At 70.9% G+C, this 24,544-nt stretch carries 20 protein-coding genes; 11 read left to right on the plus strand and 9 right to left on the minus strand.

Going from position 1 to position 24,544, the window contains the following annotated elements:
- Positions 1-43 precede the first annotated feature (43 nt).
- The 3 genes from hutH to hutI are packed head-to-tail and all read left to right on the plus strand — an operon-like array spanning position 44 to position 4,426.
- Positions 44-1,585, plus strand: a complete 1,542-nt coding sequence (gene hutH / locus MRBLWO14_RS14430; protein WP_341933807.1) for a histidine ammonia-lyase — start codon at positions 44-46, stop codon at positions 1,583-1,585.
- Complete coding sequence (gene hutU, locus MRBLWO14_RS14435; protein WP_341933808.1) at positions 1,578-3,260, plus strand: urocanate hydratase; 1,683 nt, start codon at positions 1,578-1,580, stop codon at positions 3,258-3,260. The genes hutH and hutU overlap by 8 nt, the downstream gene beginning before the upstream one ends.
- Complete coding sequence (hutI, locus tag MRBLWO14_RS14440) at positions 3,257-4,426, plus strand: imidazolonepropionase (RefSeq protein ID WP_341933809.1); 1,170 nt, start codon at positions 3,257-3,259, stop codon at positions 4,424-4,426. Before hutU ends, hutI begins: the two co-directional genes overlap by 4 nt.
- 31 nt (positions 4,427-4,457) lie before the next feature.
- Here hutI and MRBLWO14_RS14445 read toward each other — a convergent pair whose 3' ends face one another.
- The 4 genes from MRBLWO14_RS14445 to MRBLWO14_RS14460 are packed head-to-tail and all read right to left on the minus strand — an operon-like array spanning position 4,458 to position 9,509.
- Positions 4,458-6,326 carry a glycogen debranching N-terminal domain-containing protein gene (locus MRBLWO14_RS14445; protein ID WP_341933810.1) on the minus strand — a complete coding sequence of 623 codons (1,869 nt, stop codon included), beginning with the start codon at positions 6,324-6,326 and terminating at the stop codon, positions 4,458-4,460.
- Complete coding sequence (locus tag MRBLWO14_RS14450; RefSeq protein ID WP_341933811.1) at positions 6,323-7,162, minus strand: carbohydrate ABC transporter permease; 840 nt, start codon at positions 7,160-7,162, stop codon at positions 6,323-6,325. The genes MRBLWO14_RS14445 and MRBLWO14_RS14450 overlap by 4 nt, the downstream gene beginning before the upstream one ends.
- Complete coding sequence (locus MRBLWO14_RS14455) at positions 7,159-8,256, minus strand: sugar ABC transporter permease (protein ID WP_341933812.1); 1,098 nt, start codon at positions 8,254-8,256, stop codon at positions 7,159-7,161. The genes MRBLWO14_RS14450 and MRBLWO14_RS14455 overlap by 4 nt, the downstream gene beginning before the upstream one ends.
- Before the next feature lie 2 nt (positions 8,257-8,258).
- Positions 8,259-9,509, minus strand: coding sequence for an extracellular solute-binding protein (locus tag MRBLWO14_RS14460; RefSeq protein ID WP_341933813.1), 1,251 nt, complete (start codon positions 9,507-9,509; stop codon positions 8,259-8,261).
- 131 nt (positions 9,510-9,640) lie between these two features.
- Here MRBLWO14_RS14460 and MRBLWO14_RS14465 point away from each other — a divergent pair, with 131 nt between their 5' ends.
- Positions 9,641-10,645 carry a LacI family DNA-binding transcriptional regulator gene (locus MRBLWO14_RS14465; protein WP_341933814.1) on the plus strand — a complete coding sequence of 335 codons (1,005 nt, stop codon included), beginning with the start codon at positions 9,641-9,643 and terminating at the stop codon, positions 10,643-10,645.
- Positions 10,646-10,671: 26 nt separating this feature from the next.
- On the opposite strand, the gene MRBLWO14_RS14470 is transcribed toward MRBLWO14_RS14465, so the two are convergent.
- Positions 10,672-11,586, minus strand: coding sequence for an arginase family protein (locus MRBLWO14_RS14470; RefSeq protein WP_341933815.1), 915 nt, complete (start codon positions 11,584-11,586; stop codon positions 10,672-10,674).
- A gap of 10 nt (positions 11,587-11,596) precedes the next feature.
- Positions 11,597-12,874 carry a DUF445 family protein gene (locus MRBLWO14_RS14475; RefSeq protein WP_341933816.1) on the minus strand — a complete coding sequence of 426 codons (1,278 nt, stop codon included), beginning with the start codon at positions 12,872-12,874 and terminating at the stop codon, positions 11,597-11,599.
- A 109-nt stretch (positions 12,875-12,983) separates the two neighbouring features.
- On the opposite strand from MRBLWO14_RS14475, the gene MRBLWO14_RS14480 reads away from it, so the two are divergent.
- Positions 12,984-13,256, plus strand: coding sequence for a metal-sensitive transcriptional regulator (locus tag MRBLWO14_RS14480; RefSeq protein WP_096713861.1), 273 nt, complete (start codon positions 12,984-12,986; stop codon positions 13,254-13,256).
- A 22-nt stretch (positions 13,257-13,278) separates the two neighbouring features.
- Here the strand turns inward: MRBLWO14_RS14480 and MRBLWO14_RS14485 are convergent, their stop codons facing one another.
- Positions 13,279-14,826 carry an amino acid permease gene (locus MRBLWO14_RS14485; RefSeq protein WP_341933817.1) on the minus strand — a complete coding sequence of 516 codons (1,548 nt, stop codon included), beginning with the start codon at positions 14,824-14,826 and terminating at the stop codon, positions 13,279-13,281.
- A gap of 158 nt (positions 14,827-14,984) precedes the next feature.
- On the opposite strand from MRBLWO14_RS14485, the gene MRBLWO14_RS14490 reads away from it, so the two are divergent.
- Genes MRBLWO14_RS14490 through MRBLWO14_RS14510 form a run of 5 tightly spaced genes read left to right on the plus strand, consistent with a single transcriptional unit; the run spans position 14,985 to position 20,013 of the window.
- Positions 14,985-16,340 (plus strand): glutamine synthetase family protein, encoded by a 1,356-nt coding sequence (locus tag MRBLWO14_RS14490; RefSeq protein ID WP_341933818.1) that lies wholly within the window; start codon positions 14,985-14,987, stop codon positions 16,338-16,340.
- Entirely contained in the window at positions 16,321-17,073 is a 753-nt protein-coding gene (locus MRBLWO14_RS14495; protein WP_341933819.1) for a gamma-glutamyl-gamma-aminobutyrate hydrolase family protein, read from the plus strand. The genes MRBLWO14_RS14490 and MRBLWO14_RS14495 overlap by 20 nt, the downstream gene beginning before the upstream one ends.
- Complete coding sequence (locus MRBLWO14_RS14500; protein ID WP_341933820.1) at positions 17,070-18,428, plus strand: aldehyde dehydrogenase family protein; 1,359 nt, start codon at positions 17,070-17,072, stop codon at positions 18,426-18,428. Before MRBLWO14_RS14495 ends, MRBLWO14_RS14500 begins: the two co-directional genes overlap by 4 nt.
- Before the next feature lie 43 nt (positions 18,429-18,471).
- A complete protein-coding gene (locus MRBLWO14_RS14505; RefSeq protein WP_341933821.1) occupies positions 18,472-19,251 on the plus strand; it encodes a 3-oxoacyl-ACP reductase in 780 nt (259 codons plus the stop codon).
- Positions 19,252-19,284: 33 nt separating this feature from the next.
- On the plus strand, positions 19,285-20,013 hold the full coding sequence (locus MRBLWO14_RS14510) for an FCD domain-containing protein (protein WP_341933822.1): 729 nt from the start codon (positions 19,285-19,287) through the stop codon (positions 20,011-20,013).
- Here MRBLWO14_RS14510 and MRBLWO14_RS14515 read toward each other — a convergent pair.
- Positions 20,010-21,398, minus strand: coding sequence for an aspartate aminotransferase family protein (locus MRBLWO14_RS14515; RefSeq protein WP_341933823.1), 1,389 nt, complete (start codon positions 21,396-21,398; stop codon positions 20,010-20,012). The two genes, MRBLWO14_RS14510 and MRBLWO14_RS14515, sit on opposite strands and share 4 nt — an antisense overlap.
- Before the next feature lie 21 nt (positions 21,399-21,419).
- Entirely contained in the window at positions 21,420-22,904 is a 1,485-nt protein-coding gene (locus MRBLWO14_RS14520; protein ID WP_341933824.1) for a CoA-acylating methylmalonate-semialdehyde dehydrogenase, read from the minus strand.
- A gap of 165 nt (positions 22,905-23,069) precedes the next feature.
- On the opposite strand from MRBLWO14_RS14520, the gene MRBLWO14_RS14525 reads away from it, so the two are divergent.
- Positions 23,070-24,542 carry a PucR family transcriptional regulator ligand-binding domain-containing protein gene (locus tag MRBLWO14_RS14525; RefSeq protein WP_341933825.1) on the plus strand — a complete coding sequence of 491 codons (1,473 nt, stop codon included), beginning with the start codon at positions 23,070-23,072 and terminating at the stop codon, positions 24,540-24,542.
- Positions 24,543-24,544 lie beyond the last annotated feature (2 nt).

Raw genomic sequence — 24,544 nt, forward strand, 5'->3', positions numbered from 1 at the left:
TGGCGCCCTGTCCGACACCACTGCGCGGGTGTGGAATCGAACCATGAGCTCTTCCTCCTCCGTCGTCGTGGGTGCCGCCCCGCTCACGATCTCCGACGTCGTCGCCGTCGCCCGCCACGATGCCGCCGTCGTCCTCGCGCCCGAAGCCCTCGACCGGGTGCGGCAGACCAGAGCGGTCGTCGACGGACTCGCCGCCGACCCGAATCCGCACTACGGGGTGTCGACGGGCTTCGGCGCTCTCGCCACCACGTTCATCGCGGCCGACCGTCGTCGGCAGCTGCAGGCCAGCCTGATCCGCTCGCACGCTGCGGGGACGGGGGCCGAGGTCGAGCGCGAGGTCGTGCGGGGTCTCCAGCTCCTGCGCCTGCAGACGCTGGCATCGGGCCGCACGGGCGTGCGTCCCGTGGTGGTGGAGACCTACGCGGCCCTGCTGAATGCCGGGATCGCGCCGATCGTGCGCGAGTACGGATCGCTGGGATGCTCCGGTGACCTCGCGCCGCTCGCCCACATCGCTCTCGCCGCGATGGGCGAGGGAGAGGTGCGGGTTCGCGGCGGCGAGATCGTCTCCGCGGCCGACGCGCTCGCCGCTGCGGGGATCCCGCCCCTGGAACTCGTCGAGAAGGAGGGGCTCGCCCTCATCAACGGCACCGACGGGATGCTGGCCATGCTCGCCCTCGCGCTGCACGATCTCGAGACCCTGATGCTGACGGCCGATATCGCCGCGGCGATGTCGATCGAGTCGCAGCTCGGGACGGATGCCGTGTTCGCCGCCGACCTCATGATGCTGCGGCCGCAGTTCGGGCAGGCCGAGTCCGCGCGCAACCTTCGATCGTTCCTCGGCGACTCGCCCGTCGTGCACAGCCACAAGGGCCCGGAGGACGGCCGGGTGCAGGACGCCTACTCGCTGCGCTGCTCGCCGCAGGTGCACGGCGCCGCCCGCGACACCATGGCGCACGCCACGCTGATCGCCGACCGCGAGCTGATGAGTGTGATCGACAACCCCGTCATCACCCTCGACGGGCGGATCGAGTCGAACGGCAACTTCCACGGAGCGCCGGTCGCCGCCGTGCTCGACTTCCTCGCCATCTCGGTGGCCGACGTCGCCTCGGTCTCCGAGCGACGCACCGACCGTGCGCTGGACCCGGCCCGCAATCGCGGGCTCCCGCCGTTCCTCGCCCACGAGGTCGGCGTCGACTCCGGGCTCATGATCGCGCAGTACGCCGCAGCCGGCATCGTCTCCGAGCTCAAGCGCCTCGCCGCCCCGGCATCCGTCGACTCCATCCCCTCGTCGGCCATGCAGGAGGACCACGTCTCGATGGGGTGGGCGGCCGCGCGCAAGCTGCGTCGCGCGATCGACGGGCTCGGCCGCGTGCTGGCCATCGAGATCCTCACCGGGGCGCGGGCCCTCGACCTGCGCGCGCCGTTGCAGGCAGGGCCGGCGACCGGTGCGGTGCGCGACCTCGTGCGCACCGTCGCCGCCGGCCCAGGACCCGACCACTACCTCTCACCCGACATGGAGGCCGTGACCGCGCTGGTGCAGTCCGGCTCCGTCGCCCGCATCGCACAGGAGCACGCGCATGACTGACGAAACCTCGACCACCCGCACGACCACCGACACCGCGCGCACGATCCGCGCCCCGCGCGGCAACCAGCGCACCGCCAAGAGCTGGGGGGCCGAGGCGGCCAAGCGGATGCTGATGAACAACCTCGATCCCGAGGTGGCCGAGCACCCCGAGGACCTCGTCGTCTACGGCGGGACCGGCCGGGCGGCCCGAAGCTGGGAGGCGTACGACGCGATCGTGCGGACCCTCGACGAGCTCGAACCCGACGAGACCCTGCTCGTGCAGTCGGGGAAGCCGGTCGGCGTCTTCCGCACGCACGAGTGGGCGCCGCGGGTGCTCATCGCCAACTCGAACCTCGTCGGCGACTGGGCGAACTGGCCGGAGTTCCGCCGCCTGGAGGAGCTGGGGCTGATCATGTACGGCCAGATGACGGCCGGCTCCTGGATCTACATCGGGACGCAGGGGATCCTGCAGGGCACCTACGAGACGTTCTCGGCGGTCGCCCGCTCGCTCGGACGCGACTCGCTGAAAGGCACGCTGACCCTCACCGGCGGAGCGGGCGGGATGGGTGGCGCACAGCCGCTCGCCGTCACCCTCAACGAGGGGGTCGTGCTGATCGTCGACGTCGACGAGTCGCGGCTCGCGCGCCGCGTCGAGCACGGCTACCTCGACGAGTACACCACCGACCTCGACGCCGCCGTCGCCCGGGCGGTCGCCGCGAAGGACGCAGGCGAGGCTCTCTCCGTCGGCGTCGTCGGCAACGCGGCCGAGGTCTTCCCCGAGCTCCACCGCCGCGGAGTGCCGATCGACATCGTCACCGACCAGACCAGCGCCCACGATCCCCTCGCGTACCTCCCGATCGGCGTGGCCCTCGAGGACTGGAAGACCGAGGCCGAGCGCGACCCGGCAGGGTTCACGCACCGGGCCAGGGCCTCGATGGCCGCCCACGTCGCAGCCATGGTCGCGTTCCAGGATGCCGGCGCGGCGGTCTTCGACTACGGCAACTCGATTCGGGCGGAAGCGCAGCTCGGGGGCTTCGCCAGGGCGTTCGAGTTCCCCGGGTTCGTCCCCGCCTACATCCGTCCGCAGTTCGAGGAGGGGCGAGGGCCGTTCCGCTGGGCGGCGCTCTCGGGAGACCCCGAGGACATCCGCAGGACCGACCGGGCCGTCGCCGAGCTGTTCCCCGAGGACACCGCGCTGCACCGCTGGCTCGACAAGGCCGGCTCGACCGTGCACTTCGAAGGGCTGCCGGCGCGGATCTGCTGGCTGGGCTACCAGGAGCGGCACCTCGCCGGGCTGAAGTTCAACGAGATGGTGGCCTCCGGAGAGCTCTCGGCGCCCATCGTCATCGGCCGCGACCACCTCGACTCGGGATCGGTCGCCTCGCCCTACCGCGAGACGGAGGGCATGAAGGACGGCTCGGACGCGATCGCCGACTGGCCGCTGCTCAACGCGCTGCTGAACACGGCGTCCGGGGCCTCCTGGGTGTCGCTGCACCACGGCGGCGGGGTCGGCATCGGCCGCTCCATCCACGCCGGTCAGGTCACCGTCGCCGACGGGTCGGCGCTCGCCGCGGAGAAGCTCGAGCGCGTCTTGACGAACGACCCGGGCACCGGGGTCATGCGGCACGTCGACGCGGGGTACGAGCACGCGCGGGACATCGCGAGGGAACGCGGACTGAAGGTGCCGATGCTGTGAACACCACGCTCATCACCGGCATCGGGGAGCTGACCACCAACGCCGGCTCCGACCCGACCGACCCCTGCGGCACGATCCTCGACGCGGCCGTGCTGATCGAGCAGGAGCGGATCGCCTGGGTCGGTCCGTCCGCCGACGCCCCGTCGGCGGACGACGTGATCGATGCGCGCGGACGCGCGATGATCCCCGGCTTCGTCGACAGTCACAGCCACCTCGTGTTCGGCGGCGACCGCGCCGCCGAGTTCGAGGCGCGCATGGCTGGCCAGAGGTATGCCGCGGGCGGCATCCGCTCCACGGTGGCGGCGACCAGGGCGGCGACGGATGCCGAGCTGCGCTCTCGGCTGCGCGGGTTCGTCGACGAGATGCTCGCCCAGGGCACGACCACGGTCGAGATCAAGAGCGGGTACGGTCTCACCGTCGCCGACGAGCAGCGGCTGGTGCGCCTCGCCGCGGAGGTGACCTCGGAGGTCACGTTCCTCGGCGCGCACGTCGTACCCGCCGAGTATGCGGAGCACCCCGAGGAATACGTCGACCTCGTCTGCGGCCCCATGCTCGCAGCCTGCGCTCCGCACGCGCGATGGGTCGACGCGTTCTGCGAGACGGGGGCGTTCACGGTCGCGCAGTCGCGCCGTATCCTCGACGCGGGAATCGCGCGCGGGCTGCGACCTCGTCTGCACGCGAGCCAGCTCGGCCCCGGGGACGGGGTGCGGCTCGCGGTCGAGCTCGGCGCCGCCTCGGTGGATCACGGCACCTATCTGACCGACGCCGACGTCACCGCGCTCGCCGGCTCGGACACCGTCCTGACGCTGCTCCCCGGCGTCGAGTTCTCGACGAGACAGCCCTATCCGGATGCGCGACGGCTGATCGACGCGGGAGTGACCGTCGCGATCGCGTGCGACACGAATCCCGGCTCGAGCTTCACCTCGTCGATGCCGTTCTGCATCGCGATCGCCGTGCGCGACATGGGCATGACCCCGGCGGAAGCCGTGTGGGCGGCGACCGCCGGGGGTGCACGCGCGCTGCGCAGGGACGACATCGGCATCATCGCGCCCGGTGCCCGAGCGGACCTCGTGCTGCTGGACGCGCCGACGCGCATCCACCTCGCCTACCGCCCCGGCGTGCCGCTGGTCGCGCGCGTGTGGAAGGACGGAGCGGCCGTCCGCTGACGCCACCGATCGGATGCCGTCAACGGACGACTCAGCGCAGTGCCTCCGCGCACACCACGGCGGCGGCGGCCGACCAGGCCTGGGGCCGGCACGCGGCCGGGTAGGGCACGGGGCGGCCGCCCGGCACGCGCGGTTCGCCCGAGTGCAGCTCGGGAACGCGATAGTCGAACCCCTCGGCGAGATCGAGCAGCTGCCCGGCGATGCCGCGGGCGTGATCCGCGAGGCCGGCGCGCAGCATCCCGTGCACGGCGATCGCGGTGTCGTGGGTCCACACGCTGCCGCCGTGGTAGCTGAGCGGCCAGTAGCCGGCGGCATCCGTCGACATGGTGCGGATCCCGTAGCCGCTCGACATGCTCTCGCCGTCGAGGAGCTCGGCGCACGCGCGCTCCTCGTCGGCGTCGAGCAGACCGGTGCCGATCAGGTGGCCGATGTTGCTCGTGAGCGTGTCGACCGGGGCGCCGTGCGCGTCGAGCGCGATGGCCGGGTACCGCCCCTCGGGGGTCGTCACCCAGTACGCCTCGCGGAACCGCTGCCGCAGGTCCGCCGCCCAGGAGCGCAGCTCGTCGCCGCCCGGTTCGCCCAGCTCGTCGAGCAGCGCCGCACCGCGCACGGCGGCCTCGTAGGCGTAGCCCTGCACCTCGCTCAGAGCGATCGGCCCTTCCGCGAGTCGGCCGTCGCGCCACTGGATCGAGTCGCCGGAGTCCTTCCACCCCTGGTTGGCGAGGCCGTGCCCTGTCTCATCGGCGTAGTCGATGAAGCCGCTGCCCGAGGCGTCGCCGTGCTCGATCATCCAGCGGACGGCGGCGCGGAGTGCGGGGAGCAGATCACGGAGTTCACCGGCGGGCATGCCGGCGTCGCGCGCATCGGCGAGCAGGCACACCCAGAGCGGCGTCGCATCGACCGTGCCGTAGTACAGGGGCGGGAGCAGCACCCCTTCGCCGGGCAGGGAGAGCTCGGCGCTGCGCAGCTCGTGCGCGATCTTGCCGGGGGCCTCGGCGGTTCGCGGGTCGACGGTCGTGCCCTGCAGGCGCGCGAGCACTCGGAGCGTCGACCCGGCGATCGTCGGATCGGATGCCAGGGCGAGGCGCGCGGCCCAGATCGAGTCGCGCCCGAACAGGGTGAAGAACCAGGGAGCGCCCGCCGCATAGAAGTCGTCGTCCGGGTGATCGGGGAGCGCCAGGCGCAAGGCGTCGAGGTCCGCCGTGGCCCGGTCGAGCCACCGGGCGGCGCGGGGGTCGATCCCGGTGGCGACATCGCGGAGGTCGGCCGAACGCGTGGGCGCGGTCACGACGAGCGTCGGGTCGTCGAGGGCGGCCACCCAGGACAGCTCGACGGCAGCGCGCGGTTCGACGACCGCACGCCAGGCGACGACGAGTTCGCCTCCCTCGACCGACACCGCGGCGCCCGGGGCCGAGAGCGCGAACGAGGCCTCACCGGCCCGGCAGCGCTCGCCGTCCCACGTCCACTGCTCCGCCCCGGGCACTCCCGCCTTGACGAGCTGCATGGGGGAGAAGTCGGGCCGCACGCGCACCGCGACGTCGACCTCGACCGCATCCTCGAGGTGCGAGGAGAACCGCAGCGTCTCGGTGAACCGCCCCGCCGTCACGGTGCGATCGCGGTCGAGGCGCAGCTTGGGGTCGGCCGCCGCGTCGTCGAGGCCGCGCAGCAGGTCGGTGAACCGCACCCGCTGCGGAGTCGGCGAGGAGCATCCGATCGACTCGAGAGCCGTGCCGCGCACCGCGAGGTCGATCCCGGCGATGTGTCGGACGTCGCCGTGGAACACGCCGTGGATCGAGGCGGTGCCGACGCGCCCCGCGCGATCGGACCAGACCTGGGTGGGGGCGTCGAGCACGATGACGGCGTCGTCGAGCAGCGGCTGGAGGTGGGGGCGGTCGGTCATTCCTTGACGGCTCCTTCGGTGGAATTCATGATGCGGCGCTGGAAGACGAAGAACATCACGGCGACGGGGATCGTCATGATGAGGGCCGCCGCCAGCTTGAGCGGATACTGGGTGCCCTGGCTGAGTTGGCCGCTCGCGAGCGAGGCGACGCCCTTCGTGAGCGTCGTCAGGGCGGGGTCGTTGGTCGACACGATGAAGTGGCTGAGCTCGTTCCAGGAACCCTGGAACGACAGGATGACGATGGTGATGAGGGCCGGTGTCGCCATCGGCAGCACCACCGACCAGAACATGCGGAACGTGCCGGCGCCGTCGATGCGGGCCTGCTCCTCGACCGACACCGGGATCGACTCGAAGAAGTTCTTCATGATGAAGACCCCGGCGGCGTCGACGAGCAGCGGCAGGATCATGCCCGCGTAGGAGTTGAAGATGCCGAGCTGATTGATCACGAGGAACTTGGGGATCAGCAGCACGACGGTCGGGACCGACATCACGGCCACGAGCGCGGCGAACACGACGCCGCGCCCGCGGAACCGCAGACGGGCCAGCGCATACCCGGCGAGCGAGTTGAAGAACACGCGTCCGGCGGTGACGAAGATCGTTACGATGGCGCTGTTGACGAACCACGACGGGAAGTCCGAGTTCGCGAAGAGGCGCTCGTAGGCGGCGAAGGTCCACGAGTCGGGGAGCAGGCCGACGCCCGACGATGCGGCATCCTCGTCGGTCTTGAAGCTCGTGAAGACCTGGATGAGGAACGGGTAGATGTAGATCAGGGCGAGCACGATCAGCACCGCGTAGAGCACGATCTGCCACGTCAGCTGCTTCGACGACAGCTTCATGACGCTCCTCCCTTCGACGTGATCTCGTAGGCGCGGATGCGCCGACGGGACACGGGCCGGTCACGCAGCACCCAGCGCTGCAGCAGCGTGAACACGACGATGATGACGAAGAGGATGAAGGCGATCGCCGCACCCTGGCCCCACTCCTGATCCGTGAAGGCCGTCTTGTAGGACTGGTAGGCCGGCGTGAGCGTGGTCTTGCTCGGAGCGCCTCGCGTGCCGGTGTAGATCTGGTCGAATACCTGCCAGCATCCGATGAGGCCCAGCGTGAGGACCGTGAACAGCGTCGGGCGCAGCTGGGGGAGAGTGACGCGCCAGAAGCGCTGCCATCCGTTCGCCCCGTCCATCATGGCGGCCTCGTCGACATCGGCCCCGAGGTTCTGCAGGCCGGCGAGGAAGAGCAGCATGAACGTGCCGGAGGTCGTGAAGATGGCCATGAGGATGTAGGCGCTCATCGCGATCGACGGTCCGGCGAGCCACTCCCACCACGAGATGCCGAGCATGCCGCCGTCGGTGAGCGCGGCGGGGCCGGCGTCGACACCGATCCCGCCGAGGGCGAGATGCAGGATGCCGCGGGGGTCGTTGAACCAGTTCGGTCCGTTGACGCCGAACCAGGAGAGCACGCTGTTCACCGCCCCGCTCGCCGAGAACAGGAACAGCCACAGCACCGTGATCGCGACGGAGCTCGTGACGGAGGGGAAGTAATAGGCGGTGCGGAAGAACCCGCGGCCTCGCAGCACGGCGCGGTTCACGAGCACGGCGAGGAAGAGGGCGATCGCGGTCTGCAGCGGCACCACCAGCAGCACGTACCAGGCGTTGTTGCGAAGGGCCGTGCCGAAGTCCTTCGTCGCGAGCCCGCCGTCGACGAGCACCGCGGAGTAGTTGTCGACGCCCACGAACGACACCGACGGAGAGAGGGGACTGCCGCGTCCCGCCCAGTCCGACATGCTCACCCAGAGCGCCATGAGCACCGGGACGAGGAGGAAGACGCCGAGGATGACGATCACGGGAGCCGTGAACAGCCATCCGGCTGCGGCCTCGCCGCGGCGGAGCCCGGAGGCCCCTCCGCGGCGAGGCGTGGCCTGCACCGCCATGACTATTCGACGATCGCTTCGAGGTTCGACTGCACGGTGCCGAGGATCTGGGCGGGGTCTCCCGTCTTCAGCGATTCGAGCTGTGCATTGAAGTCGGAGATCACGTCGGCCGCGCCGTCCTGGTTCGGCGGGAACTGTGCGTGATCCGCACCGGCGAGGAACGGCGCGAGGTCGGGGTTGTCGGTCGTCCACTGCTCGGCCGCCGAGGTGATCGACGGCATCGGGCCGAAGGCCTTCGAGAACGCGAGCTGGCTGTCGGCGCTGGTCAGGTACTCGACGAGATCCAGTGCAGCCTGCTGGTTGGGGCTGTCGGCCGCCATGCCCCAGCAGTTGGTGAACTGCAGGGTGCCCTGGCCGCCGGGGCCCTCGGGGAGCTCGGCCACGGTGTAGTCGACCGAGCTGAAGTCGTTGGCCATCGCACCGGTGATCCAGTTGCCTTCGATCACCATGGCCGCCATCCCCTTGCCGAGCGCCTCGCCGCCCCAGCCCGCGCCGATGTCCTTCGCGAAGGCGAACGTGCCGTCGGCGAGATGCGTCTTGACGTAGTCGAGGGCGTCGACGTTGGCCTGATCGTCGGCGATCGCCGTGCCGTCGTCGACCAGGCCGCCGCCGGCCTGAGCCATGAACGCGCCGACGCGCTGATACTCGGCGCCGAACGCGAGGCCCACGTGCTCGGAGGTGGTGAGCTTCTGAGCGACCGAGGCGAGGTCCTCCCACGTCTTCGGGAGGTCGGCGTCGGTCAGGCCCGCCTCCGCCCACATCTGCGTGTTGATCACGAGGGCGAGCGTGGAGAAGTCCTTCGGCGCGCAGTAGAAGGTGCCGTCGAGGGTGAAGTTCTCGACGAGGGACGGGTAGAAGTCGTCCTTGTTGGCGAGTTCGTCGCCGTAGGGCTGGAGCGACCCGTTCGAGGCGTATCCGGCCATCTGCTCCGGTGCGAGGTAGAACAGATCCGCCGGCTTGCCTGCCGCGAAGCCCTGGGAGAGCTCCTGGGCGAGGTCGCTCGCGACCTGCACGCTGACCTTCGTGCCGGACTCCTCCGACCAGGCGTCGACCGCGGACTGCACGGCCTCGGTCTCGGCGTCTCCCGACGACCCGATCAACAGGGTCAGCGCGTCGTCGGACGAGCTGAGCCCGTCGGAGTCGCCCGCCGGCTCGTCACCGGAGAAGCCGGAGCCGCATCCCGTGAGCACGAGCGTGCTGGTGAGCAGCACCGCCCCGGTGCCGAGGAGGGCGCGTGTGGTGTGCCGTGTCATATCTCTCTCCTTTGATGAGGTGCGCTCGGGACAGGGTTCGAACGGTAGAAATTTGAACGATCAAACTCTGCATGGAATACGCTAGGTGCGGCGGAGCGGACGTGTCAAGCCCGCCGGGATCGAGGAGTGCGATGGCGAAGGCCCCCACGGTCGAAGACGTCGCCGCGCACGCCGGCGTCTCGCGCCAGACCGTGTCGAACGTGCTGAACACCCCCGACATCGTCAAGCCCACGACGCGGGAGCGCGTGCTCGCCTCGATCGACGAGCTCGGATATCGCCGGCATGCGGCGGCGCGCAGACTGCGCCTGCGGCGGAGCTCGACCATCGGCATCCGCCTCGACCCGTACCTCGGCGGAGTCTCGGGCGTCGTGCTCGACCGCTTCGTACACGCGATCACCGAGCGCTCCAGCGAGCGCGGGATGCGGATGCTCGTGTACGCCGCACGCACTCCGCAGGAGGAGCTCGAGCGGCTCGCCGAGCTGTGGGAGGGTTCGGAGATCGACGCCGCGATCATCACCAGCACCGTGCGCGACGATCCGCGCGTCGGGAGGCTGGATGCCGTCGGCCTGCCCTTCATCTCCTTCGGCCGACCGTGGGGCGACGACGACATCGCCGACCCCACCCACCTCTGGGTCGATGTCGACGGCGCGGCCGGCACACGCGCGGCGACCGAGCACGCCCTGCAGCGCGGCGGCAGCGTGACCTTCCTGGGCTGGCCGTCGGGGTCCGGGACCGGAGACGACCGCGAACGCGGATGGCGGGAAGCCATCGACCGTGCAGGGGTGCAGGGCGCGCGCATCGTGTCGGAGGAGTCCGTGCAGGGTGCGCGGCACGCCGTCGCCGCCGCTCTCCGCGACGGTGCTCGCGCCGACGCGATCGTCTGCGCCAGTGACTCGCTCGCGGTCGGCGCCCTGCTCGCGCTGGCCGACGCCAGGGTCCGGGTGCCGGTCATCGGATTCGACAACACGCCCACCGCCGAGGCGCTCGGATTCTCCAGCGTCGAGCAGCGTCCGGAGGACGTCGCGGAGGCCGTGCTGCAGCTCCTCATGGGACCGACCGGCGACGTCGTCTCGCCCCGTCGGGTGGAGTCCGGCGAGGCGCACGCGCTCATCACCCCGGAGCTCATCGTCCGCTGAGCAGGCCCCGCGCCGGGGTCGAGCGATCAGCGGGAGGCGAGCCCAGCGAGAAGCTCCAGCACGCAGAGCGCAACCAGTCGGACCGTTCGTGCGTCGTCGGCGTCGGCTGTCGCGTCGACCTCGGCGAGGTCCGCGCTCACCACTCGTGCGTCGGCGGCCACGGCCCTCGTGAGGGACCGGAGCTCCCAGGCGGCCAGACCGCCCGGCACGCTCGCCGGGCACCCGGGGGCGACCGAGCGGTCGCAGACGTCGACGTCGATGTCGAGATGGATGCGGGGTGCGTCGCCGGATCCGGCGATCTCGAGCGCTTCGGCCACCACATCGGCTGCGCCCCGACGACGCACCTCGTCGAGCGTGATGACGCGGATGCCCCAGTCCGCCGCGCGCCGCGCGTACGCGGCGGAGTTGGCGAAGTCCGCGATCCCGATCTGGACGATCCTCGTCGGATCGATGCGACTCGTGCCGACCGTCGCGCTCGCCGGGGTGTCTTCGACGAGACGGCGCACGGGTGTGCCGTTCGAGACGCCGTCGCGCAGATCGAAGTGCGCGTCGAACGTGATGAGGCCCGTCGCCCGGGCGCCGAGTGCGACCGGGTACGTGAGCGAGTTGTCGCCGCCGAGGGCGACCACGAGACGAGCGATCTCGGAGAGCTCCCGCACGCGGCTGATGGTCGTCGCCTCGCCGTCGTCGCCGTCCGGCTCGGCGACGTCTCCGGCGTCCCTGATGCGGAGCGCCTCGTCCAGGTCGACGATCGGCGGCCCGAGCACGGTCGCGCCGTAGCGGGGGAGGGCCTCGCGGATCGCCGCCGGTGTCGCGTGCGCGCCGGTCGGCGAGAGCGAGGTTCGCCAGGTCGGGACGCCGAGGAGCACGGCATCCGCCTCTCCGTCGGCGGCGGGCCAGGAGCCGGCGCGCGGCCAGAGGGGGTCGTGCGAGAGGGCCATGATGCTCCTGTCAGGCGCTCGGGATGAGAGCGTGTGCGATCGTGAAGATCGCCAGGCCCGCGAGGGCGCCGACGACCGTGCCGTTGAGGCGGATGTACTGCAGATCGCGCCCGACCATGAGCTCGATCTTCTCGGTCGTCTCGGCGGGGTCCCAGCGCTCGACCGTGTCGGTGATGATCGACGCGATGTCGTGCCGGTAGCGGTCGACGAGGAACACGGCCGCGTCCGAGACCCAGGTGTCGACGCGGCGCTGCAGCGCGGCATCCGTCGCCAGCCTCTCGCCGACCTCCTGCAGTGCCTGCACCGCGCGTCGGCGAAGACCGCTCTCGGGATCGGCGAGTGCGGTGAGGAGTCCGTTCTTCGCCGTGTTCCACGCCTCGGCGGCCAGCGCGCCGACGCGGGGGCTGTCGAAGAGCGAGGCCTTGGCGTTCTCGAGCTTCTCGCGCGTCGCCGGGTCGTTCTGCAGATTGTCGGCGAGTCGGGCGAGGTAGCCGTCGATCGCGATGCGGGCGGGGTGCTTCGGGTCGTCGCGCACGGCGCGCACGAACTTCACGGCCTCGTTGTAGGCGGTGTCGTCGACGAAGCGGTGGGCGAGCTTCGGGACCCAGCCGGGGAGGCGCCGCGAGATGAGTCCCGAGAACGAGGCCGCGTTCGCGTCGAGCCAGCGGCCGACCGTGTCGACGGCGAGATCGACCGCCCCGTGATGCGCGTCGGCCTCGACGATCTTCTCGAGCCAGGCGCCGGCCGGCGGACCCCACTCTGGCGAGACGAGGTGCTCCCTGGCCAGATCGGTGATGAGGTCGCGCACGTCGTCGTCGCTCAGCGCGTTCAGCACGGCCGTGGCGATCGTGGCGCCTTCCGCTCCGACGCGTTCCGCATGCTGCGGCTCCCGCAGCCATTCGCCGGCCCGCTGCGAGATCGCCGTCGTCGACAGCTTGGCGCGCACCACGGATCCCTCGAGGAAGTTCGTCTCCACGAACTCGCCGAGCGTGCGGCCGATCTCGTCCTTGCGGCTCGGGATGATGGCGGTGTGCGGGATGGGGAGCCCGAGCGGGCGTCGGAACAGCGCCGTCACGGCGAACCAGTCCGCGAGCGCGCCGACCATCCCGCCCTCGGCCGCTGCGCGCACGTATCCGAGCCAGGGCTGGCGCTCCTGCAGCCAGAAGGCGACCACGAACAGGACGGCCATGAAGATCAGCGCGCCGAGCGCGACGGCCTTCATCCGACGCAGTGCGAGGCGTCGTTCCTGGTCGGCGGGAGAGAGCATCGCCATCGGTGTTCGCGGCATGACGTCATCCTTTCACGCGTCGACCCGGGGCCGAGCATCCCCGGACTGTCGGTGCTGAACCCCTTCGACGACTGAGCGCGGCGGCCGCCGGGGCGCGTACTCTCGAAGCGTGATCGAAGACATCAAGAAGCGCGCCCTGCATCGCACCAGCATCCTGGAGGGTCAGATGCGCGGCGTCGCGCGGATGATCGAGAACGAGGACTACTGCATGGACATCATCACGCAGTCCAGGGCGATCCAGCGGTCGCTCGAATCGCTCAACCGCCTCCTGCTGGAGAACCACCTGCGCACGCACGTGACGCACATGTTCGAGGAGGGCGGCGACGAGCGCGACAAGGCCGTCGACGAGCTGCTGAAGGCGTTCGACTTCAGCAGCAAGTGACGGCCCCGGCGCGCTCCCCGATCTAGCGGCCCCCGCCGAACACCTCGCCCTCCATCGCGTCGTAGCCCTCGGCCTGCGGGTCGCCGTGCGAGCCGCCGGACAGCGCGTACTCCTCCTCGGGGGAGAGCACGAGCCGGTGCCGGAAGAACAGGCCGAAGCCCAGCAGGATCACCACGTACACGATCGCGATGGCGATGATGGCCGGGCCGAACGTCGGGTTCAGGAGGAACCCGAGGAAGATCAGCGCCGCGATCACCAGCGCGATCGCCGCACCGGGCACACCCCACGGGCTGCGGTACGGGCGGTCGACGTTCGGGTACTTGCGCCGCAGGATCATGAACGAGATCAGCTGCAGCGCATAGGCGAGCACCGCGCCCCACACGGCGATGTTCAGCACGATCGCGCCGGCGACGGTTCCCGCACCCTCCGCATCGAGCGCGGCCAGCACGTCGAGGACGATGAGGGCGACGAACCCGATCGCCGCACCGACGACGAGAGCGACCCACGGCGTCTGCCGCGTGCCGGTGAGCGAGAGGAACCGAGGGTAGTAGCCCGCACGCGAGAGCGAGTACATGTTGCGTCCGTAGGCGAACATGATGCCCTGGAGCGAGGCCAGCAGGCCGATCAGGGCGAACAGGGCGAGCACGGCGGCGAGCTGGTCGCCGACGATGGCGCGGAACCCGTCCAGCAGGGGTTCGCCCGCCGTGCCGGTCGCCTCGGCGCCGATGACGCCCGTGTTGAGGAACAGCACCAGCAGTCCGGTGACGATGAGCGTGCCGCGGGCCCAGAAGCCCGCTTTGGGGATGTCGCGCGTCGGGTTGTGCGACTCCTCGGCGGCGAGCGGGAGCTCTTCGATCCCGAGGAAGAACCACATGGCGAACGGCAGCGCGAACAGGATCGGGAGCACGCCGTGCGGGAGGAACGCCGACTGACCCTCGTCGGGCACGATGTCCCACAGCGCGTCCCAGCTGAAGGCGCCCGAGAACAGGGCCATCGCCGAGAACACGAGGATGATGCCGATCGAGATCACCGAGACGACGATCGCGAAACGGAACGAGATCGCGGCGCCCGCGGAGTTCAGTGCGATGAACACCACGTACAGGATGAGGTACCAGACCCACCCCGGCAGGACGAGGCCGAGCAGCTCGCTCGTGATGCCGTTCGCGTACGACGCCGAGAAGTAGACGATCACCGCCGTGGTGGCGACGTACTCGATGGTCTCGGCCGCTCCGGTGACCAGGCCGCCCCAGGGTCCCATCGCCGACCGGGCGAAGGAGTAGGCGCCGCCGGTGTGCGGCATCGCTGCGGCCATCTCGCCGATCGAGAAGATCATGCCGTAGTACATGACGACGAGGATCACGAAGGCGATCAGCATCCCGCCGAAGCCGGCGAAGTCGATGCCGAAGTTCCAGCCCGAGAAGTCGCCCGAGATGACCGCGGCGACCGCGAGGCCCCACAGTCCCCAGACGCCGGCCGACCTCTTGAGGGTCCGCTTCTCGAAGTACTCGCTCCCCGCCCGGGTATAGGTCGCCCCGGCGACCTTGCGGGACTCACTGCTCTGACCAGACATCCGCTCTCCGCTCGCTCGCGTGCAGGCACCGGGTGTGCGCCTTGCGGATGATTGTGACAGTCAATGGTGGTTTCGTCTACCTTTAAACGACGAGGTCATCTACTCTGAGGGCGAAGCCGATCGGCCGATCGCTTCACCGCAGGAGAACGGAGCGTGGGATGTCGGGCAATCTGAGCATCGACCAGCTGGACGCCGGCATCGCCGCCGGTGAGATCGACACGGTGATCGTCGCCTTCGCGGACGCGCAGGGCAGGCTCGTCGGCAAGCGCGTGTCGGCGCGGCTGTTCCAGGAGGACATCCTGCACCACGGCGCCGAGGCCTGCGACTACCTCCTCTCGGTCGACGTCGACATGAACACGGTCGACGGCTACGCGATGTCGGGGTGGGACCGCGGCTACGGCGACATGGTGCTGCGACCGGATGCCGAGACGCTGCGCCGCATCCCCTGGCTCGAGGGCACCGCGCTCGTCATGGCCGACCTCGTCTGGCAGAACGGAGAGCCCGTCGGGCCCTCGCCCCGCGCGATCCTCGACCGGCAGCGCGACCGGCTCGCCGAGCGCGGCTGGACCGCCTACTCCGGCACCGAGCTCGAGTTCATCGTGTTCGAGAACACCTACCGCGACGCCTGGGCGCGCAAGTACGAGGGACTGACTCCCGCGACCGACTACAACGTCGACTACAACCTGCTCGCCTCGACGCGCATGGAGCCGCTGCTGCGCGACATCCGCAACAGCATGGACGGCGCCGGCCTGTACTGCGAGGGGGTGAAGGGCGAATGCAACTTCGGGCAGCAGGAGATCGCGTTCCGCTACGCCGAGGTGCGCGAGACGGCCGACCAGCACGCGATCTACAAGAACGGCGCCAAGGAGATCGCGGGCAACCACGGCCAGGCGATCACGTTCATGGCGAAGTTCAACGAGCGCGAGGGCAACAGCTGCCACATCCACCTCTCGCTGCGCGATCGGTCGGGGTCGCCGGTCATGGCCGGCGACGGCGAGCACGGCTTCAGCCCGGTGATGGAGCACTGGATCGCGGGCATCCTCGCGACACTGCGCGAGTTCACCCTGCTCTACGCGCCGAACATCAATTCGTACAAGCGCTTCGCGAAGGGCAGCTTCGCCCCGACCGGGGTGGCCTGGGGAATCGACAACCGCACGTGCGCGCTGCGCGTCGTCGGGCAGGGATCGGCGTTGCGCGTCGAGAACCGCGTCCCCGGTGGCGACGTGAACCCGTATCTGGGCATCTCGGCGATCATCGCCGGCGGACTGTACGGCATCGAGAACGAGCTGCCCCTGCCCGACCGCTTCACCGGCAACGCTTACGAGGATGCCGTGGATCACCTGCCGACCACGCTCCGTGAGGCCGCGCAGCTGTTCCGCGAATCGACCATCGCCCGCGAGGCGTTCGGCGACGACGTCGTCGAGCACTACCTGAACCAGGCGCGCATCGAGCTCGAGGCCTACGACGCCGCCGTCACCGACTGGGAGCGCATCCGTGGTTTCGAACGACTCTGACCCGGCGCCCCTGATCGGCGTCACGACCTACCTCGAGCGCGCGCAGCAGGGCGTGTGGGACGTGAGGGCCGCGTTCCTTCCCGAGCAGTACCTCACCGGGGTGACCGACTCCGGCGGCATCGCGCTGCTCCTCCCTCCGCAGGACCCGGATGCCGCGGACGCGGCGATCGCCGGGATGGACGGCCTCGTCCTCTCCGGCGGGGCGGACGTGGCGCCCGAACTGTACGGTGAGGAACGGCATCCGCTCACCGACCCCGCCCGGGTCGACCGCGACGCCTGGGAGCTGGCCCTGTTCCGGGCGGCGGAGCGCCGCCGCATCCCCGTGCTCGCGATCTGCCGCGGGCTGCAGCTCGTGAACGTCGCCCGCGGCGGCACGCTGCAGCAGCACCTGCCCGAATCGCTGGGCACCGAGAAGTACCGCATCGGCGGGGGCGTGTTCGCCGAGAACGACGTCGAGGTCGCGGAGGACACGGCGTTCGCCGACATCATCCGCGAGAGCGACGTGCGGGTGCACAGCTACCACCATCAGGGCATCGACAGGCTCGGCGACGGGCTCGTCGCGGCCGCCCACTCCGACGACGGCCTGGTGCAGGCCTTCGTCGACACCGACGGCGGCCACGTCGTCGGCGTGCAATGGCACCCAGAGGAGAACGCCGAGGACCGGCGCCTCTTCGCCGACCTCGTCTCGCAGGCGCGCGCGTTCGCCGCGCGCAGGAAGGAGAGTGCGCGATGAGCGCCTTCACCGTGATCGACCCCTCGACCGGCTCCGCCATCCGCGAGGTGCCGCGCGCCGACGTGGGGGAGACGGATGCGGCGATCGCGCGCGCCGTCGCCGCGCAGCGCCGCTGGGCCGCGCTCGCCCCGGTCGCGCGGGCTGACGCACTGCGCTCCTTCGCGCGGGCCGTCGAGGGCGCTGTCGAGGAACTCGCGCAGCTCGAGGTGCGCAACTCCGGCCACCCCATCGGGTCTGCCCGCTGGGAGGCCGCCCACGTCGCGCAGGTGCTCAACTACTACTCCGCCGACCCCGAGCGGCTGTCCGGACGACAGATCCCGGTGGCCGGGGGCCTCGACGTCACCTTCCACGACCCGTACGGCGTGGTGGGCGTCATCGTCCCGTGGAACTTCCCCATGACGATCGCCGCCTGGGCGTTCGCGCCCGCGCTCGCCGCGGGCAACGCCGTCGTGCTGAAGCCCGCCGAGCTGACCCCGCTGACCGCGATCCGCCTCGGGCAGCTCGCGCTCGAGTCCGGCCTGCCCGAGGGGCTCTTCGAGGTCGTGACGGGTTCGGGCTCGGTCGTGGGACAGCGGCTCGTCGAGCACCCCGACGTGCGCAAGGTCGTCTTCACCGGGTCGACCGAGGTGGGCATCGAGGTCGCGGCCGGATGCGCGCGGGCGCTCAAGCCGGTCACCCTGGAGCTCGGCGGCAAGAGCGCGAACATCGTGTTCGACGACGCCGACCTCGAGAAGGCCGCCGCCGCCGTGCCCGGATCCGTGTTCGACAACGCCGGGCAGGACTGCTGCGCGCGCAGCCGGCTGCTCGTGCAGCGCTCGGTGTACGACCGCTTCCTGGAACTGCTCGAACCGGCCGTCGCCGCCTGGCGTGTGGGCGACCCGTCGAGCGCCGAGACCGACATGGGCCCGCTCATCTCCGCCGGCCACCGCGACACCGTGGCGTCGTTCCTCGACGGAGCCGACATCGCGTTCCGCGGCAGCGCCCCGCAAGGGGACGGCTTCTGGTTCGCGCCGGCCGTCGTGCTCGCCGACCCCGGTGACCGGATCGCCCAGCAGGAGGTCTTCGGGCCGGTCGTCGCCGTGCTGCCGTTCGACGACGAAGCGGACGCCATCCGCCTCGCGAACGACACGATCTACGGGCTCGCCGGCTCGCTGTGGACGCAGAACCTCGGGCGGGCCGTTCGCGTCTCGCGCGGCGTGCAGAGCGGAGTGCTGTCGGTGAACTCCCACTCGTCCGTGCGCTACGCCACCCCGTTCGGCGGCATGAAGGCCTCGGGTCTCGGCCGCGAACTCGGCCCGGACGCGGCCGAGCACTTCACCGAGACGAAGAACGTGTTCTTCGCGACCGACGACTGACCACGGCATCCGCCCCCGATCCATCCCAGCAACGGAGAGAGCAATGACCATCGACCTGACCCAGCGTCTCAAGGACCGCGTCGCGATCATCACCGGAGGCGCGAGCGGCATCGGCTTCGCCACCGCACGCCGCTTCGCCGCAGAAGGCGCGTTCGTCGTCATCGCCGACGTCGACCCCGCCACCGGAGAGAAGGCCGCCGCCGAGGTGGGCGGAGCCTTCCGCCCCGTCGACGTCGCCGACGAGGCGAAGGTGAACGCCCTGTTCGACGGCGTCGCCGAGGAATTCGGCCGCATCGACATCGCCTTCAACAACGCGGGCATCTCACCCGCCGACGACGACTCGATCGAGACCACCGAGCTGCCGGCCTGGGACCGGGTGCAGGACGTGAACCTCAAGAGCGTGTACCTGTGCAGCCGCGCCGCCCTGCGCCACATGGTGCCGGCCGGACGCGGATCCATCATCAACACCGCCTCGTTCGTGGCGCTGCTCGGGTCGGCGACCTCGCAGATCAGTTACACGGCCTCGAAGGGCGGCGTGCTCGCGATGTCGCGCGAGCTGGGCGTGCAGTTCGCCAGGCAGGGCGTGCGGGTGAACGCCCTCTGCCCCGGCCCGGTGAACACGCCGCTGCTGCAGGAGCTCTTCGCGAAGGACCCCGAGCGTGCGCAGCGTCGTCTCGTGCACGTGCCGATGGGGCGCTTCGCCGAGCCGGAGGAGCTCGCGGCCGCCGTGGCGTTCCTGGCCTCCGACGACTCCTCGTTCATCACGGCCAGCGCGTTCGTGGTCGACGGCGGCATCACCAACGCCTACGTCACCCCGCTGTGAGCCCGGCCCATCGCGCTGTGACAGGGTGAGACCATGAGCGACCGCGTCCCCGACGGCGACCTCGTCGAGGTCAGGCGAGCGGTGTACCGCCCGCTGCGGCGGGGCAACGCCCTCGAGGACGCGGTGTCGCGGCTCGTGCAGACCATCCGGCTCGGCGTGGTCGCCCCGGGGGAGTCCCTGCCCCCGGAGCGCGAGCTCGCGGCATCCTTCGGCGTCAGCCGCGACACCGTGCGCGACGCGATCAGGGAGCTCGCCGACACCGGGTACCTCCTGCCCAAGCGCGGCCGGTACGGCGGCACCTTCGTCGCAGACCCGCTGCCGCATCCCTCGGATGCCGGCGCCGTGACGCCCGCCGAGATCGACGACGTCCTGGGCCTCCGGCGAGTGCTCGAGACCGGCGCCGCCCGGGCCGCGGCCGGGCGCTCGCTCGACGCCGGCGTCCGTGCCGACCTCTGGGCGAGGCACGAGGCCGCGCTGCCCGCGGGGCCCGAGGAGTACCGCCGCCTCGACACGCTGCTGCACCTCGCGATCGCCGAGGCCGCTGGCATCCCGTCGCTCGTGGCGCTCGTCGCCGAGAACCGGGCGTCGGTCAACGTGTGGCTCGACACGTTCCCGCTGCTGCCGCGCAACATCCAGCACTCGGGCGAGCAGCACGAGCGCATCGTCTCGTCGATCCTCGCGGGCAGGCCGGATGCCGCCGAGGCGGCCATGAACGACCACCTCGCCGGCTCCGAGGCTCTGCTGCGCGGATTCCTCGTCTAGCCCGCGGCGTGCTCGTCGGCGACTGAGAGCGCGTCATCGAGCACGGCCAGGCCGCGGACGAGCTCCTCCTCGGTGATGACGAGCGGCGGCGCGACGTGCATGCGGTTGAAGTGCGTGAACGGCCAGACCCCCGCCTTCTTCGCCGCCGCCGCGAAGGCGGTCATGGGCGCGGCCTCCGCCCCCGAGGCGTTGAAGGGCACGAGCGGCTCTCGCGTCTCCTTGTCGCGCACGAGCTCGACGGCCCAGAACAGACCGCGACCCCTGACCTCGCCCACGCTCGGGTGGGTGTCGACCCACGAGCGCAGCGTCGGCTCGACGATGCGTTCGCCGAGGTCGCGCACTCGTTCCAGGATGCCGTCGCGACGGAACACCTCGAACGTCGCGACTCCGGCGGCGCAGGCCAGCGGGTGCCCCGAGTAGGTGAGTCCACCGGCGAACGGCGTCGTCTCGAAGGCCTTCGCGATGCGCTCGGAGATCACGACGCCGCCGAGCGGTACGTAGCCGGAGTTGACTCCCTTCGCGAACGTGATGAGGTCGGGCTGCGCGTCGAACGCGTCGATGCCGAACCACTCGCCGAGGCGGCCGAACCCCACCATCACCTCGTCGGCGATGTACACGATGCCGTAGCGGTCGCACAGCTCGCGGACGCCCTGCAGGTAGCCGGGCGGCGGTACGAGCACGCCGTTCGTGCCGACGACGGTCTCGATGATGATCGCCGCGATCGTGTGCGGGCCCTCCAGCTGGACCGTCTGCTCGAGGTGCGCGAGTGCGCGCTCCGATTCCTGCTCGGCGTTCTCGGCGTGGAACGGCGAGCGGTAGAGGTACGGACCGAAGAACCGGACGGAACCCGAGTCGACCGTGTCGTTCGCCCAGCGCCGCGGGTCGCCCGTGAGCGAGATCGCGGTCGAGGTGGAGCCGTGATAGCTGCGGTACATCGACAGGACCTTGCGGCGTCCGGTCGTCTGCCGCGCCATCCGCACCGCGTACTCGTTCGCCTCGGCGCCGCCGTTGGTGAAGAACACCTTCTGGAAGCCCTCGGGTGAGACCTCGACGATGAGGCGCGCGAGCTCGCCCCGCACGTCGTTCGCCACGGCGGGCTGGATCGTCGCGAGACGACCCGCCTGCTGCTGGATCGCCGCGACGAGATCCGGATGCTGGTGCCCGAGGTTCAGGTTCACCAGCTGGCTGGAGAAGTCGAGGTAGGCGTTTCCGGCGTAGTCCCAGAACGTCGACCCCTCGCCGGCGGCGACGGGGAGCGGGTCGATGAGACCCTGGGCGCTCCAGGAGTGGAACACGTGCCCGCGATCGTCGGCACGCACCTGCGCTTCGGCGTCGGGGGCGGGCAGCTCGTGCGAGGCGCCGTGGCGGTCGGTGAAAGCAGTCATGGTCTTCTCTCCGTGCGCCGGTCAGTGGTTGCTCGGGAAGCCGAGGTCGATCTGCGAGGGGGTGTGGTCGGGCCAGCGGGTCGTGACGACCTTCGACCGCGTGTAGAAGTGCACCGACTCGGGTCCGTAGATGTGCGAGTCCCCGAACAGCGAGTCCTTCCAGCCGCCGAACGAGTAGGCGCCGATCGGCACGGGGATCGGCACGTTCACTCCGACCATGCCGACCTCGATGTCGAACTCGTACTGGCGGGCCGTGCCGCCGTCTCGCGTGAAGATCGCCGTGCCGTTGCCGTAGGCGTTCGCGTTGACGAGCTCGACCGCCTCGGCGTAGCTCTCGACGCGGACCACCCCGAGGACCGGGCCGAAGATCTCGTCGTCGTACGCCTTCATGCCGGGGGCCACGTGGTCGAGCAGGCTCACGCCGATGAAGAAGCCGTCGGAGTCGAATTCCTTCTCGGTGCCGTCGACGACGACGGTGGCGCCCTCGGCGGCGGCGCCGGTCACGTACGAGGCGACGCGGTCGCGGTGCTCGCGGGTGATGAGCGGACCCATCTCGCTCGCCTCGTCGGTTCCTGCGCCGATCGTGAGGCCCTCGATGCGCGAGGCGATCGCCGCGACGAGGTCGTCGGCCACGTCTCCGACGGCGACGAGCACCGACACGGCCATGCAGCGCTCGCCGGCGGAGCCGTACGCGGCGGAGATTGCGGCGTCGGCCGCGGCGTCGATGTCGGCATCCGGCATCACGACCATGTGGTTCTTCGCACCGCCGAGAGCCTGCACCCGCTTGCCGTTCGCCGAGGCGCGCTGGTAGATCGAGCGGGCGATGGGCGTGGAGCCGACGAAGCTGACGGCGTTCACGCGCGGCGAATCGAGCAGGGCGTCGACGGCCTCCTTGTCGCCGTGCACGACGTTGAGCACGCCGTCGGGAAGGCCTGCCTCCTGGAAGAGCTCGGCCAGCCACACGGCTGCCGAGGGGTCCTTCTCGCTCGGCTTGAGCACGACGGTGTTGCCGCACGCGATGGCCGAGGCGACCATCCACAGCGGAACCATCACGGGGAAGTTGAAGGGGGTGACGGCGGCGACGACGCCCACCGGCTGCTTCACCGAGTGCACGTCGACGCCCCGAGCGACCTGCTCGCTGCGCTCGCCCTTGAGCAGGTGCACGAGTCCGGCCGCGAACTCGACGTTCTCGATTCCGCGTGACACCTCGCCCGCGGCATCCGAGAGCACCTTGCCGTGCTCGGACGTGACGATCGCGGCGAGTTCGGGGGTGCGCTCCTTGAGCAGCTGACGCAGGCGGAAGAACACGTCGGCGCGCTTGATGAGGCTCGTCTCGCGCCAGGCGGGGAGCGCGGCGGCCGCCGCGGCGATCGCCTGCTCGACCTCGGCGGTCGAGGCGAAGGCGACGTGCTTGGTCACCCGCCCCGTGGCGGGGTCGAAGACCTCGCCCGTTCGTGCCGCTTCCGCGGTCTGTGCTCCGTTGATGACGTGACGGACGATGTCCACGCTGCTCCTCGATGCTCGTGCGCGGTGTCTCGGACACTCTGACCGACTCCCGCTACTCTGGTTCTCGTCCATGCTCACAGAGATCGGCGGGTGATACCGGTGTCAGATCGTCATGACTTCTCCGAGAATCGGACAGAGCGTCCGGCCGCATCTGGTTTCCTCACGGTGGCCGACGTCCTGACCAGTGCCGCGCTGCAGCGCGGTGCGCCGGAGGTCATCGTCGGCGGCGCGGCCCTCGAGGCCGTGGTGCGCTGGGTGCACGTCTCCGACAGCACGGGTGTCGCGCGCCTCCTCGACGGAGGGGAGCTCCTGCTCACGACGGGGGCGGCGTGGCCGGACGACGACCGGATGCTGCGCGAGTTCGCCGTGCGCCTGCACGAGGTCGGCCTCGCCGGGATCGTCCTCGAACTGGGCGACCGGCACCCCGAGGTCCCCGCGGCAGTGGCCGAGGTGTGCGCGAGGGAGGGCCTCGCACTCGTCGCCCTCACCCGCGAGGTGAAGTTCGTCACGGTCACCGAGGCCGTGCACCACGCGCTCATCGCCGCGCAGACGGCCGCGCTGGAGGAGCGACGGCACCTGCACGAGCTCTTCACGGGGCTGAGCCTGCAGGGCGCACCGGCCGACGTCGTCGTCGCCGAGACCGCGCGGGCGATCGGCGCCCCGGTGATGCTCGAGAACCGTGCTGGCGAGCTGATCGCGGGCGAGTACCTCGGGCGAAGGGTGGCCGAGGCGCTGGACGGACGGGAGCGGGCGGACCGCGTGCCGGTGCAGGCGCGGGGCACCCGGTGGGGCACGCTGCTCGCGCTCCCGGGCGCGGAGCCGGCTGCCGGTCGGCTCACGGTGCTCGAGCAGGGGGCGACGGCGCTCGCGTTCGGCTGCCTCGCCGACGGGGGCGATGTCGAGTGGTCGCTGCTCGCTCAGCGCAGCGTGATCGACGATCTGCTCGGAGCCCGGTTCGCGGATGCCGATGACATCGCCGCGCGGCTCGGGGCCGGGGGATTCGAGTTGCGGGGGCGGCGGTGCCACGGCATCGTGGTCGGGGGATCCGACTCGATCGCGGGGCTCGCCTACCGCGCCAGGCAGGCGGGGCTCGCGGTCGTCGCGGCCCGCGCCGGCGACCACGACGTCGCGCTGCTGTCAGCGCCGGCATCCGCAGAGCTCGACGACGCGACCCTGCTGCGCATCGCCGGTCCCGGCCGTCCGGTGTTCGCGGGGCCGGTCGCCGAGGACGTGCCCGGCCTGCTCTCGTCCCTCCGCGCGGCCCGCGACCTCGCCGACAGCGAGGGGTCGGGCGGCGGCGCTCGTGTGCGGCGGGTGGGCGACCGACCGCTCGAACGGCTCGTGGTGACGCTGCGTGACGATCGACGCCTGCACGAGCACAGCGAGCGGATGCTGTCGCCGCTGATCCGCTACGACGAGGAGCGGCGCGGCGACCTGCTCGACGTGCTGGCAGCGCTGCTCGCCCACCCGGGAAATCGTTCGGCCGCGGCTGCGGCGAGCCACCTGTCCCGGTCGGTGTTCTATCAGCGGCTCACGCTCATCGGCGATCTGCTGAACGCCGACCTCGACGACGGGGAGACCCTGGCCGCGCTGCACCTCGCGCTGCTCGCACGGCGGCGCACCGCGCCGCGGGGCTGATC

Source organism: Microbacterium sp. LWO14-1.2, from assembly GCF_038397715.1.
GTDB lineage: Bacteria > Actinomycetota > Actinomycetes > Actinomycetales > Microbacteriaceae > Microbacterium.